Origin of the sequence: Nonomuraea cavernae (genome assembly GCF_040655715.1) — a bacterium.
Classification (GTDB): Bacteria; Actinomycetota; Actinomycetes; order Streptosporangiales; family Streptosporangiaceae; genus Nonomuraea; species Nonomuraea cavernae_A.
On sequence record NZ_JBFAKL010000009.1, the window covers coordinates 117,519 to 130,438 of the forward strand.

The 12,920-nt window shown below is 73.2% G+C and carries 10 protein-coding genes; 4 read left to right on the plus strand and 6 right to left on the minus strand.

The genetic code is table 11. The features are described 5' to 3' along the window. Positions 1 to 40: 40 nt before the first annotated feature. A complete protein-coding gene (locus AB0I38_RS15610; RefSeq protein ID WP_358467371.1) occupies positions 41 to 1,465 on the minus strand; it encodes a nitronate monooxygenase in 1,425 nt (474 codons plus the stop codon). Positions 1,466 to 1,775: 310 nt separating this feature from the next. On the opposite strand from AB0I38_RS15610, the gene AB0I38_RS15615 reads away from it, so the two are divergent. Next, positions 1,776 to 2,162, plus strand: a complete 387-nt coding sequence (locus AB0I38_RS15615; RefSeq protein ID WP_358467373.1) for a hypothetical protein — start codon at positions 1,776 to 1,778, stop codon at positions 2,160 to 2,162. A gap of 51 nt (positions 2,163 to 2,213) precedes the next feature. On the opposite strand, the gene AB0I38_RS15620 is transcribed toward AB0I38_RS15615, so the two are convergent. Together AB0I38_RS15620 and AB0I38_RS15625 are read right to left on the minus strand one after the other, a co-directional pair. Continuing rightward, a complete protein-coding gene (locus tag AB0I38_RS15620; RefSeq protein ID WP_358467375.1) occupies positions 2,214 to 2,741 on the minus strand; it encodes a hypothetical protein in 528 nt (175 codons plus the stop codon). A 106-nt stretch (positions 2,742 to 2,847) separates the two neighbouring features. Continuing rightward, the gene (locus AB0I38_RS15625) at positions 2,848 to 6,144 is read right to left on the minus strand and encodes a glucodextranase DOMON-like domain-containing protein (protein WP_358467377.1); all 3,297 of its coding nucleotides are present in this window, start codon (positions 6,142 to 6,144) and stop codon (positions 2,848 to 2,850) included. 335 nt (positions 6,145 to 6,479) lie between these two features. Here AB0I38_RS15625 and AB0I38_RS15630 point away from each other — a divergent pair, with 335 nt between their 5' ends. After that, a complete protein-coding gene (locus tag AB0I38_RS15630) occupies positions 6,480 to 7,676 on the plus strand; it encodes a cytochrome P450 (RefSeq protein ID WP_358467379.1) in 1,197 nt (398 codons plus the stop codon). A 134-nt stretch (positions 7,677 to 7,810) separates the two neighbouring features. Further along, complete coding sequence (locus AB0I38_RS15635; RefSeq protein WP_358467382.1) at positions 7,811 to 8,791, plus strand: ABC transporter substrate-binding protein; 981 nt, start codon at positions 7,811 to 7,813, stop codon at positions 8,789 to 8,791. A gap of 104 nt (positions 8,792 to 8,895) precedes the next feature. On the opposite strand, the gene AB0I38_RS15640 is transcribed toward AB0I38_RS15635, so the two are convergent. The 3 genes from AB0I38_RS15640 to AB0I38_RS15650 all read right to left on the minus strand — a co-directional run bounded on the left by AB0I38_RS15640 (position 8,896) and on the right by AB0I38_RS15650 (position 11,557). Then, positions 8,896 to 9,918, minus strand: a complete 1,023-nt coding sequence (locus tag AB0I38_RS15640) for an ABC transporter substrate-binding protein (RefSeq protein ID WP_358467384.1) — start codon at positions 9,916 to 9,918, stop codon at positions 8,896 to 8,898. A gap of 93 nt (positions 9,919 to 10,011) precedes the next feature. Next, on the minus strand, positions 10,012 to 10,932 hold the full coding sequence (locus tag AB0I38_RS15645) for a siderophore-interacting protein (protein WP_358467386.1): 921 nt from the start codon (positions 10,930 to 10,932) through the stop codon (positions 10,012 to 10,014). 82 nt (positions 10,933 to 11,014) lie between these two features. Further along, positions 11,015 to 11,557 (minus strand): hypothetical protein, encoded by a 543-nt coding sequence (locus AB0I38_RS15650; RefSeq protein WP_358467388.1) that lies wholly within the window; start codon positions 11,555 to 11,557, stop codon positions 11,015 to 11,017. A gap of 241 nt (positions 11,558 to 11,798) precedes the next feature. On the opposite strand from AB0I38_RS15650, the gene AB0I38_RS15655 reads away from it, so the two are divergent. Next, the gene (locus AB0I38_RS15655; RefSeq protein WP_358467390.1) at positions 11,799 to 12,911 is read left to right on the plus strand and encodes a PP2C family protein-serine/threonine phosphatase; all 1,113 of its coding nucleotides are present in this window, start codon (positions 11,799 to 11,801) and stop codon (positions 12,909 to 12,911) included. Positions 12,912 to 12,920: the final 9 nt, after the last annotated feature.

The following is a 12,920-nucleotide window of genomic DNA, read 5'->3' on the forward strand; positions in this document are numbered from 1 at the left end:
GGGCTCGGTCGCACCGGAAGCCGTGCCCCGCTGGGCTCGGTCACCCCGGCAGCCGTGCCCCCAGGACGCTCGCCACGACGTCGGCCGCCGAGTGGTCCTCCGGGAGCCCGGCGAGAAAGCCGACGTCCTGCCCGAGCGTGAGCAGCGGCGGCTCCTCGTAGCCGTCCGGCCGTCGCTGGCCGAGCCCGATGGCGGCGAGCAACCCGTTGCACAGGCACCGCCGCCCGGCCGCCTCCTCGGCCGGGCGGCCCTTGCGCACGTAGACCTCGACCGGCTCCGCCGGGCAGCGGTAGCCGAGCCCGCCGTCCGGCTTCGTGTACGGCGTGCGTAGATAGCCCAGGTCGCACAGCCGGGGCCGCTCCTCGTAGACCTCCGGATCCGACAGGGTGCCGGGCACCTGGGCGACCTTGAAGGGGAAGCCCGCCGGGGACGCGCACGGGTCGTTGCGGACCTCCAGAACCCCCTGGGCCGCCCTCCGCAGCATCCGCCGCCTGAGGTCCTCGTCGAGTCCCGACTCCCGGCACAGCGCGAACGCCGACCCCACCTGGATCCCGGTGGCCCCCACCTCCAGCGCCCGGGTCAGCCCGCCGGGCGCGCCGTACCCGCCGGCCAGCCAGAACGGCAGGCCGATCGCCGCCACCTTGCCGGTGTCGGCCTCGTCGCGGGGGCCGTAGACAGGCTCGCCGTCCGCGTCCAGTCGCATCCGCCCCCGGGGCGGCGCGCTGTGCCCGCCCGCCACGGGCGACTCCAGCACGAACCCGTCCGGCCGGGTCCGCGGCGACCTGGCCAGGTAGCCGGCGAGCACGTGGGAGGAGACGATCGCCAGCAGCCGGGGCCGGGGCAGCGGCGCCAGGGCGCGGCCGAGCAGCGCCCGCGGATCGAGGCCCACCGTGTGCCGCGCCTCGCCGTCGCCCGCCACGGTGACCGTGATCTCCGCCGGCCGGTGCGCGGCCAGCTCGTCGAGCAGCCCTGGGATCTCGGCCGGGATCCCGGCCCCCATCAGCACGTAGTCGACCCCGGCGAGCATCGCCCCGTAGACCGCCGCCGGCGTGGCCAGCTGGATCTTCTCCAGGTAGTTGACGCCGATGAGGCCGTCGTGCCCCTCCTTGGCGAGGAAGACCTCGGCGAAGTTGGCGACCACGGCCAGCTCGTCACGGGCCCGGCCGGGCCGTACGCCGAGCCGGGGGACGGGCCGGTAGGGGACGTCCGGCCCGGTGCCGCCCGCCACGAAGTAGCGGTCCAGCACCCTCCCGGCGATCTCGGGCGCCGGGAAGGCGGCCAGCGCCCGGCGCAGGTGCCCGCCCGGGTCTCCCTGTTGCAGCCGCCGGGCCAGTGTCGCGTCCAGCGCCGTGCCCGACACCACGCCCAGCTGTCCCGTGGCCGCGACGGCGCGGGCCAGCCGCCAGCCGGACACTCCCACGCCCATGCCGCCCTGGATCAGGACGGGCCACTTCGCCTCAGCCACGTCGGGCCCGGATCGGGTCAGCCCAGCTCAGCACGATGTCCTACCTCCACGCTCCGCCCGGAGGCCGGTTACGCGCCCCTCCGGGTCCTCCCGGTCGGCCCCACTCGCGGGCCGGCAAGAAGTCCATCAGCCCGGAGGCGCGGGGCTGTAGTGACGAAGGTCCCGAAGGGTGTGGACCCCGGTCCCTTTCTCACGACGGTGACCGGCCAGGTTGCTCGATCACCGCGGTCGTCCGATAGGGCCGGAAGTCCCTCCGCCACGGGACCTGCGCCCGTGGCGGCGGCACCGGCCCGTCCCTAGCGTTCGAGGCATGATCAGCTCCTCCTCGCGGCAGCTCCCGCCCCCTTACGGCGGGATGCTGTCCGCGTACGCGGCCGCCCTGGCCGGCTCGCCGCTGAAGCCCTCCAGCAAGGCGAAATATCTCTCCCACGTCAGCTGCTTCCTGGCCTGGACGGCCGAGGCCGACGGCGGGCACACCCGCGGCCCACTGGCCGACATGTCCGCGGCCATCGTGACGGCCCACGACTACGACCGCCACCTGAGGGACCGCGGGTACGCCCCGGCGACGATCGCCAACGTCCTGGCCGCCGTGGACGACTTCTACGCCCGGCGCGGCCTCGGCGCCACCGGCATCTGCCGCAAAGGCGCCCGGCACCCCGCTCCCGGCGGCCGTACCCGTGTCCAGCGACGCCTGTGAGAGCCGACTGACCTGGGTCGGAAGACCACGCGGTCGCTCAGGCCGATCGCGTCACCGGGCGCCGTACGTGCCCCGCTTGCAGTGGCTGTCGCCGCCTGCCCGGTAGGTCCAGTTGGCGGACCGGAAGACGTGCCGGTCACCGGTCAGGCAGCGCCGCGCGTACTTCTGACCGCGCGAGTCCGTGCCCGTGCCGGCGCGGCGCACGTCGTCCGTCGCGGACATGATGTCCTTCCACAAGCCGCCCCGGGTGAACAGGTTCCACTCGGTCTCGGCCGTCCGCTCGGAGATCTCCCCGATGACGCCGCTGTCGTTGAGGTCGATCTGTTCGCGCAGGAATTTCAGCATGCACCGGCCGGTGCGCTCGCGGTTGCCGCCGTTCTGGGCGCTGCAGTAGTCACGCAACTGCCAGGCGATCTGGTACGTCGGCTTCTCGAAGATGTAAATGCGCACCCGGCGCACCGTGTAGTCCACCTCGAACTGCTGGTTCTTCTTGATGACGCAGCCTCCGGCGGCCACCACCACGGCGGCCATCAGGAGGATCAGCCCGGAGAGTCTCCCCAGTCGTGCGAGTGGCGCCATGTGACTCGCCTCGCTCGGTCGGCGTTGTCGGTTCGCGCGGTGACGGTGGAGCGCCCTCCATTGTCCGCCCCATCGGAGCACGGTCAAGGGCTGTCGGAGAGAACGGTCAGGGGACGGTGACGGCCCGCAGGGTGACCGGGCCGAGCAGGGGGTTCAGCAGGTCGGCCTGTGACTGTCCGGGCGGGGTGATGACGTCGAGCGCCTTGGGCACGGCGCCCGGATCGTACGAGCACAGCGGCGCGGTGCCGCCGGGCGCGCAGACGCCGAACCGGTACGGCTCGGGCGTGGCGCCGAAGCCCCTGGCCTGGTCGGCGCTGAACCCGTCCTGGCCGGTGAGCACCACCGCGAACCGCCAGCCCGGCCCGGGCGTGCCGAACGTGGCCCTGGGCAGCGCGACGGTGATCGTGCGGGTGGTCCCGGAGGAGCGTACGGCGGCGCCGGCCTGGGCGTCCCCGGCGGCGGTCACCCAGGCCGGGGCGGCGAAGCCCTGCGCCTCGACCCGCTGCGTCCAGGCGTCCTGCTCGGCGATGCGGTGGTTGCGCTGCGGGAACGCCGGAGCCGTGGACCGGGCGGCCACGGCCGGATCCTGGGCGTACACGTCGAGCAACTGGGCGCCCATCTGGTTGCCGAACGTGGGAGTGAGGTCGCGGACCTCGGCCCGCAGGTAGACGGTGGACGCGTCGGTGATGACCTGGAACCGGCGCAGGTCGAAGGCGCCCGGGCGGAAGTCGGTGGCCGTCGGATAGGCGTAGGTGCCGGGGCCGTCGTCGTCGCCGCCGGGGTCGGCGACGTCCAGCACGGTCGTGGCGCCGACGATGTCGCCGACGACCGTCCGCTGGTCATAGGCGGTGCGCCCGCCGGCGGTCGCCGTCACGGTGAGCACGACCTCGCCGAACGAGACCGGCGCCTCGGCGGTGAAGCCGCCGCCGGCCCCGGCCCGCACCGAGACGACCCGGGCGGGCGCGCCGGTGTCGACTGGGGCCGCCGCGATGTCGACCCGCGCGCCGGGTGTGGTGGTGCCCTGGACCGTGACCGACGCGCCGGCGACCGCGGCGCCGTCGACCGGGGCGGTGACGGTGAGCGCAGCGGCGGACGGCATGCCGTGGTCGGCGTAGCGGCGGCGGACGACGTCGGGCTGCTCGACCGGGCGACCGGCGCCGAGTGACAGGATCAGCCGCAGCTCCTGCGCCTGCGCCCAGGTGAGAGGCGACGCCGAGCCGGCCGGCTCACCGGTGCGCAGCCCGATCGAGGCGGTGGCCGGGTCGCTGCCGTAGGGGGAGGCGGGCAGGCCGGGGTTCTCCCACGCCTGCTCCGGGATCAGGCCGGTGCCCGACGACATCGCGTGCATCGCCGTCAGCAGCGACGTGGCCGTGCCGGTGTCGCCGGTCTGCAGGGCGTGCTCGGCCCGCTCGCCGGACAGGACGGGCCACAGGTGGCCGGAGCCGGTGTTGGTGGTGGGCCAGGGAGCGCCCGACGGCGCACAGGAGGTGGGGTCGGGCTCGTGACAGTCGCCGTAGCCGTCCTCGGTGCCGGCGGTGTCGGAGCCGTACCGGTACCAGCCGGGCCCGTTCGGCGTCGTGCGCCGGATCACGCGGTCCACGACCGCCAGACTGGCGAGCACGTCCGGGTCGGTGGGCGGCAGCACGCCGAGCCGGGTGAGCTCCAGGAAGCCCGCGTCGACCACCCGTCGCTGGTCCTCGGCCGGAGCTCCGTTGCCCAGGTTGTACGACACGGCCGCGTCGGGGTCGCCCGCGCGTGACAGGCGCAGGAAGTAGCGAGGGCCGTACGGGCCGGTGGTGGTGACCGTCCATGTCTTGACCGAGCGGGCGAAGTGGTCGGCGGTGGCCCGGTAGAGCCTGGCCCGGCCCGGGTCGCCCTGCCGGTCCGCGATCTCCCCGGCCGCGACGAGCCCGGCGATCTCGGCGGCGATCGTGGAGGGCGAGTAGCCCGACTGCTCCTCCCAGCGTTCGACGCCGAACTCGGGGCCGTGCGCCACCAGGAAGTCGGCGGCGGCGCGCACGCTCTCCCAGAGCCCGGCGTCGCCGGCCAGTCCGGCCTGGTAGGCCATCAGAAGCGGATAGGCGGTCTCGTCGAGCTGGTCGCCGCCCGAGTCGGGCGCGAGCCGGCCGTTGAGCAGCGAGTTGCGGGGCAGCCGGCCGTCGGGCAGCTGCTGGCGCTCCAGCAGGAACCGGACCGTGGCCCGGGCGGTCTCCAGGTCCCCGGCGGCCAGGAAACCGGTGAAGGCCTGGTACAGGTCGCGGGCGAAGATCTCGCGGTAGGAGCCGAAGTAGACGGCCTTGCCGCCGGCCTCGGTGCCCGCGCCGACCGCCTGGCCCCATGGGCTGGCGAGCGAGGCGACGACGGCTCCGGGGAACGTCTTGTCCTCGCTGGCCTTCAGCACGTTGGCCGAGAGCCGGTAACGGCCGGCGAGCGCGGCGGGCGGCCTGCGCAGCCCGGCGTCGTACGCCGCCCAGCCCGCCTCGTACCGGCCCCGGGTGGCCTCGAACGGGCGGGCGGCGGCGTCGCCGGCGGTCCGCAGCGCGTCGGCGGCGGTGCGGCCGAAGCCGAGCGCGAACGTCGCCTCGCCCCGGGCGTCGATCGGCAGCCGGGCGGTGGCCACCACGTTGCCGCCGGGCGCCGAGGTGTAGGGAGCGAGCGCGCGGTCGGCGTCCAGCCGCACGGCGCCGTCGCTCGGCGTGCCCGCGTAGCCGACGCTCGCCTCCGGCAGCCGCCGCTCCGCGCGCAGCGCCAGGTGGGTCGGCACCGCGTAGTCGCGGGCGGGCGCCGAGGTCTCGGTGTTCGCGTCGGAGATCACCGGGGCGCCGGTGCGCCCGTCGACCACGCCGCTGTCGGCGCCGCCGTTGGCCGGGCCGCCGCCTCCGTTGCCGTTCACGCTCGCGTCCAGCCGCACGTACAGCCGCAGTCCGGCCGGCTGGAGCCGGGTGCGGACCACCACCGCGTCGCCGGCCGGGTCGGTGACGTAGGTGGTGGTCAGCCGGTAGCGGCCGGTCCTGCTGGAGGAGGTGATCGTGCAGGTCATGCCGGAGCGGTCGGTGGCCACCTGGTAGGTGGTGTCGCGGGCCTGCAACTCGGTGAACGTGCGGCCGTCGGTGACGACGAACTGCATGGTCTCGACGTTGGTGTTGTCGATGGTGGGCTCGTACACGTCGGACAGGACGCCGCCGGCCACGGTGTACCAGACCTTGGACGCCCTGCCGGTCGCCGTGCCCACGCAGTCCTTGCGCGCCAGGCCGAAGTGCGAGGCCGCTCCGGGGCCCCCGGGAGCCGGGCCACCGGCCGCCGCCGGAACGGCGGGGACCGTGACCAGCGACGCCACGACGGCCAGGGCGAGGGCGAACCGCCGGAACGATCGGACAGTGCGGGGTGTGCGGGCTGTGGGCATGCCATGCTCCCTCTCGGCACCGGCACGCGCCCCCACGTCGTGCGTCTCGTTGCAGAGAAGACCAGCCCGGCACGCCTGTCAACCCGGCGCGTCAGGTCGCCGTCACCGGGAAGTTCACCTGAGTGATCCGGTCATCAGGCCCGTGGCAGTGGCTCACCTGCTCGTCACCCTGCCCGGCCTGACCCGCGAGATCGGCGCGCGGGAGCCCGGACCGCCTCGTGGCGCCCCCTGGCGGACTTCGGGCGCAGCGGCCAGAGTGGAGCCTGAGAGATCAGAGCGGAGAAGGCCCCGCCCCGATTCCGGGGCCGGGACGACGAGCCGATCCTGGGGGCTACATGAGCGAGTCCGAGACGTTGCCGCTCTACATGCGGCGTAGTGAGTTCGACCCGGCTCCGGAGCTGGGGGCGTTGCGCGACAAGGAGGGCATCGCCCGCGTCCGCACGCCGTTCGGCATCGATGCCTGGCTGGTGACCCGCCACGCCGACGTGCGCGAGGTGCTGGGCGACGCGGAGCGCTTCAAACTGGCCCAGAGGGGCATCGCGGAGCTGCCCGGAGCGCCGAAGCTGAGCGACGAGGAGCTCGCCGTGCTGCGGGCGGGCAACCTGCTCGGCGTCGACCCTCCCGAGCACACCCGGTTGCGCCGGATGCTGACACCGGAGTTCACGATCCGCCGGATGCGCCGGCTGGAGCCGCGCATCACGAGCATCGTCGAGGAGCACCTGGACGCGATGGAGAGCGCCGGCTCGCCCGCCGACCTGGTCCCGTCGTTCGCGCTGCCGATCCCGTCGCTGGTCATCTGCGAGCTGCTGGGCGTGCCGTACGAGGACCGGGACGGGTTTCAGCACCGCACGACCCGGATGCTCGACATGTCGGTGCCGATCCAGGAGCGGATGGCGCTGCAGATGGAGTCACGCGCCTACATGGCCGGGCTGGTCGCCCGCAACCGGGCCGAGCCCGGCGAGGAACTCCTCGGCATGCTGGTGCGCGAGCACGGCGACGAGCTGACGGCGAACGAGCTGATCGGCATCGGCGCCCTGCTGCTGCTGGCGGGGCACGAGACCACGTCCAACATGCTCTCGCTCGGCACGCTGGCCCTGCTGCGCCACCCTGACCAGCTTGAGCTGCTGCGCAAGGAGCCCGAACGGATCGACGCCGCGGTGGAGGAGCTGCTGCGCTGGCTCAGCATCGTCCACTCCGGCACCTTCAAGGTGACCACCACGGAGGTCGAGCTGTCCGGCCAGACCATCGGGGCGGGGGAGCTGGTGGCGTGCGCGCTGCCCGCCGCCAACCGCGATCCGGCGCTGCTGCCCGACGCCGACCGGCTGGACATCACCCGGGGCGAGCCGGGCCACGTGGCCTTCGGTCACGGCGTGCATCACTGCCTGGGGGCGCCACTGGCGCGGATGGAGATGCGGATCGCCTTCCCGGCGCTGCTGCGGCGTTTCCCGGGGCTCCGCCTGGCCGGTCCCGAGGCGCGGTTCCGCTCGTTCAACATCGTGTACGGCCTGGCCTCGCTGGAAGTCGCCTGGTAGCGGACAATTCCGATAAAAGCTTTAATTTCGGCTGAAGTCGCGAAATTTCATCAATAAAGGCGTTCCATTCTCGGGCGTGATCGCTGGCGGCTACGCTTCGCCGCCATGATCGCCTTACGTGGGGAGCCAGTCCGATGACACGCGTGACTCGTGGCCGGGGAATTGCCGCCGCCATCGTCCTGTCCGTGATGACGGTCGCCTGTAGCGGCCCGGCGGAGCCCTCGCCGAAGAAGGTTCCGCTTGAGAAGAGCGTCATCACGGTGGGGGTCGTGCCGAGCGCCGACTCGGCGCCTCTCTATCTGGCCATGGCCAAGGGCTACTTCGAGCGGGAGGGACTGACGGTCAAGGCGACCATGATCACGGGCGGCGCCGCGGCGATACCTCAACTCAAGAGTGCCGCGCTGGACCTCACTCAGGCCGACTACGTCACGGCCCTCCTGGTCCAGCGGCACGATGAGGACGTCAAGGTGATCGCGGACCTGTACCAGGCGGCGCCTGGCGCCTTCGGCCTGATGGTCAAGGCCGATTCGCGGGTCGGGACCGTGGCCGGGCTCAAGGGCAAGTCGATCGCGGTCAACAACCTGTTGAGCATCGGCATGCTCGCCAGTGAGGCCACACTCAAGGGCGCGGGTCTGACGAAGAAAGACGTCAAATTCATCGAGGTTCCCTTCCCGGAGATGGAGCGCCGGCTCGCCGCAGGCGAGGTCGACGCCGCCTGGCTGCCCGAGCCCTGGGGCACCTCCGGCCAGCGGAGCGGCTCGCTGCGCCGGCTCGCCGACCCCATGACCGGGGACCTGGCCGACCTGCCGGTCGGCGGCTGGGTGGCCGCCGGCACATGGAGGGCCGCCAACCCCGCCACGCTGGCCGCCTTCCAACGCGGGATCGCGGCGGGGCAGCGTGCCGCCGGCGACCGCGCCGAGGTCGAGGCGGTGCTGCCGACCTACCTCAAGATCGACGCCGACAGCGCCGCGCAGACCAGGCTCGGCGTCTACCCTCCCGTGATGGCCACCGGAAAAGTGATGGACGAGAGAAGGCTGCAGCGGGTGGCCGACCTCATGCGCGACTACGGCTACCTCAAGGACCCGCTGGACGTGAAGAGCGTGGTCGCGGGCTGATGGACGTGAAGGGCGTGGTCACGGGCTGATCCCGGGGCCGGCCGTGCCCGGGGGCGGGTACGGCCGGCCGGGCGCTCGGGCCGCGGGCGCTCGGGCGGCGCGGCTCAGTTGACGACGTCGTCGCGCGCCTTCTCCAGGTGGCCCTTGAGCTCCTCCATGACCTTGGCGTAGCCGAGGTGGCTGTACCTCTCGGCCGCGTGCCACGGATACACCTGGCCGGCCTTGACCGCGGGAAGCTTGGCCCAGGTCGGCTTCGCGGCCATCTCCGCGGGTTTCATCGACTGGGCGCGCGCGTCGACCAGGATGACGTCGGCCGCGTACTTGTCGGCGTTCTCCCAGCTCAGCACCTCCCAGAAGCCGCCCTCGCTCTCGGTGGGCTTGGCCGGGGAGACCATGTTCAGCCCCAGCTCGCCGAAGTAGGAGAGATCGGGGTGGTCGGGCAGGTAGGCGACGTAAAGGGACTCGGGGGTGCCGGTGACGACCATGATCTTGAGGTCGGGTTTGGCCGCGCCGAGCGTCCTGAGCGCGGCGCCGGCCGCCTCGAACCGGGCCTTGGCCTCGGTCACGGGCGCGGCCCGCGGGTCGGCGCCCAGCGCGGCGGCCAGCTCGCCGTAACGCTCGATGATCTGTACGAGGGGCTTGCCGCTGAGCTGCACCCCCACCGACGGAGCGATCTGGTCGATCGCCGCGGCCGACTCCTCGGGCACGTACCACAGGGTGTCGCGCTGGTACATGCCCGCGACCAGCAGGTCAGGCTGGAGCGAGGCGTACTTCTCGACGTTGAACTCGCCCCAGACGTTGCCGATCGACTCGACCGTGGCGATGTCGACCTCGCCCACCTCCGGATCGCGGCCGCCGTCCTTGAGCTTGTGCGGGCCGAACACCGCGACGGGCCGCACGCCGAAGTCCCAGAGCGCGGCCGCCGCTCCCGACTGCGCCACCACGCGCTGCGGCCGCTGCGGCGTGGAGACGTTCTTGCCACGGTCGTCGGTCCAGGTCCAGGCGCTCTGCTGGGCCGTGGCGGACGGAGCGGCGGCCGGCGGCGCGGACGTGCCGCCACAGGCGGCGACGCCGATGAGGGCGGCGACGCCCATGGCCATGAGGCGGCGTCGCGGGGGGTGGGCCATGCTCTCTCCTTGAACACGGGGCTCTCGCCCGATCGAACGGTTTCGCCGGCCGACTCGGACCCCCTGGGCATGGCGGGGGAGGTCAACGGCCGGTCAGAGCTCGGCGCGGCCGAGGCGCCAGTACCCCATGAAGGCCACGGAGCGGCGGTCCATGCCCCGCTCGGCGACCAGGTGCCGCCGGAGCGCCCTGATGATCGACGCCTCGCCGGCCAGCCAGGCGTAGAGCGGGCCGGGTGGCCGCTCCTCCTGCGGTACCTCCCAGAGCTCCTCCGCGTCGACGTCGACGTCCTGGAACCCGTTCCGGCCCCCCTCCTGACCTGAGTCCGGGCCGGGCGGCGGGGGGAGCAGCCGGTCGGCGGCGGCGGCCACGGCGGGCCGGAGCAGGCTCCCGCGCTCGGCGCCGTCCCTGGGCAGCCAGGTGACCTTGACCTGGCTGGAGGTCAGGACGTCGAGCGAGTCGGCGGCGTAGGGCACCTCCATCAGCGCCTCGCCCGTGCAGCCGGCGGGCAGCCGTTCGAGCACGGAGGCGATGGCGGGCACGGCCGTCTCGTCTCCGGCCAGCAGGACGGGGCCCGTCTCCGCGAGTGGCCGGAACTCCAGACCGCCCTGCTCTCCCGGATAGTCGGCGTTCGGGCCGCACAACACCGCGAGGTCGCCCTGCCGGGCGTTCGCCGCCCAGCGCGCCACGGGGCCGCTGTGGCCGTCGCCCTCGTGCAGCACGACGTCGACGTCCACCTCACACGCCTGCGGGCGGGCCACCCGGACGGTGTACGTGCGGAACGGATTGCGCAGCTCTTCGGGCAGCTCCCGCCAGCGCTGGAACCAGTCCGAGCCCATGGGCAGGTGTGTCAGGCCGTGCTCGGGGAGCGGCAGGACGAGCTTGATCCGCTGGTCGTAACCGTTGTCGGCGAACCGGGCCAGGTCCGGCCCGGCGAACGTCACCCGGAGGAACGACGGGCTCAGCCGGTCCAGCCTGCTCACCCGTACGCCGAACATGCGAAAAGGCGTGGTCAATTCTTTGCCTCCTTTTAGGGAAGGCTAACCTAACTTGACCAGTTTCGCACCCACTGATCACCCTTCGGGAACGTCGCGTAGGTCACTGTCCGGTGGCGTCGAGTTCGGCGAACATGCCCGCGCCGTAGTGGCTGGGGAAGTTGCAGATGATCTCGTAACGGCCCGGACGCAGGGTCACCGTGGTCCAGCCCACGGAACCCGGAGCGATGCCCGCACCCTCGCCGGCGCCGCAGTTGCGCGCCGCCTCACCGAGGGCTCCCGTCTCGTCGGCCCGCCCCTGGGAGTCGACCGCCCGCTTCCCGGCGGCCTGCCCGGACGGCAGCGGCAGCACCACGGCCTCGTGCGCCAGGTCGGGGCCCTTGTTGTACACCCGCAGCGACACGGTCCCCGCGGGAACCTGGTCCGGCTTGACCGACAGGGTCATCCGCTTGCCGCCCGACGGCTGGTCGCTCACGGTCACGTCCACCACCTTGCCGGGCAGCGGCGGCGGGGTGCATTCCTGCTGGGACGGTCTGTGCTCCCCCAGGTCCGGAGTGCGTGCCATCGCCGCGGGCGACCCGGCAAGGGCCGCGGCGAGCATGATCGCGCTCATCGTCCCGGTGAGCCGTGCATCGTGAAGCCGCATCGGCCCCACCTCCCGCACGTGTGCGAGTCGTGCCCGCCGTCCCCCGCGGCAGCGCCCGGGATCGACCGGCGAGCGTCCTGACCTTCAGGGTACAGGGACGGCTCTGACCTGCGGTTCCGGCGATCCGTGGGGCGGATGCGCAGATCCTGCGGCATGGGCCGTCCTTGGCCCGGAACGGGCGTGTTCGCGGGTAGGGGATGGACCGGCCCCGGGTAAAAGTGCCAGAGGGTGAGGAGGAGTCGTGTGGGAGACCGGGGGGCCGAGCAGGTGGCGGCCCCTCATGTCGCCGGCGAACTTCGCGGTCCTGCTCGTCGTCGTCACCGGGGTGGTGGTCGGGCTCGACCTCATCACCGCCTCGGCGGCGTGGCTGGTGCCGCTGCTGGTGTTCCTGCCGGCGATCGTGTCCGGCCTCGGCACCGTAGGGCAGACGGCCTTCGCCTCCGTGTGGGTGGCCCTGGTGGTGGCCGCGTCCGTCACCTACCTTGGCGGGGACCTGCTCGGCAACCTGCTCGCGACCGGGTTCTCCGCCCTGTTCGGCCTGTTCAGCGTGCTCGGCTGCCGCTACCGCACCCGGCGCGACGAGGAGATCCGCCGGCTGCGCTCGGCGGCGTCGGCCCTGCAGCGGCAGATCCTGCGCCCGCTGCCGCTGCGCACCGCGGACGTCGTCGTGGACGGCGTCTACCGGCCGGTCGAGGAGGACGCCATGATCGGCGGCGACATGTACGAGGTCGCCGCCTCCGAGTACGGGACCCGGGTGCTGATCGCCGACGTGCAGGGCAAGGGGCTGACCGCGATCGGGACCGCGTTCGTCGTCCTCGGCGCGTTCCGCGAGGCGGCCCACCGCGAGCCCACGCTCCTCGGCGTCGTCGACGCGCTGGAGAGCGCCGTGGCGAGGCAGAACACGTCCGTCGCGCGCACCGGCGAGCCCGAGCGCTTCGTCACCGCTCTCGTGCTCGGCATCGGGCCGGGGCGGTGGGCCGAGGTCGTCGACTGCGGGCACATGGCGCCCTACCTGATCCACGACGGCCACGCGGGGCAGGTGGACATCGGAGAGCCAGGGCCACCCCTCGGCCTGGCCGAACTATCCCCCGAGCCGCGCCGGGTCGCGCGGTTCGCCTTCCCGGCACGGGCGACCGTCCTGCTGTGCACCGACGGCGTCACCGAGGCCCGCGACCGCGCCGGCGCGTTCTATCCGCTGGAGGAGCGACTGCGCTCCTGGGCCCGGGACCCGCCCGCGCGGCTCGCCCAGACCCTGAGCGCAGATCTGTCCGACTTCACCAAGTCGCCGACGCGCGACGACCTCGCCATCCTCACCATCCGCAGAAGGGGAGCGGCCCGCCGAGCCGTTCAGTGAGTCCGAGGC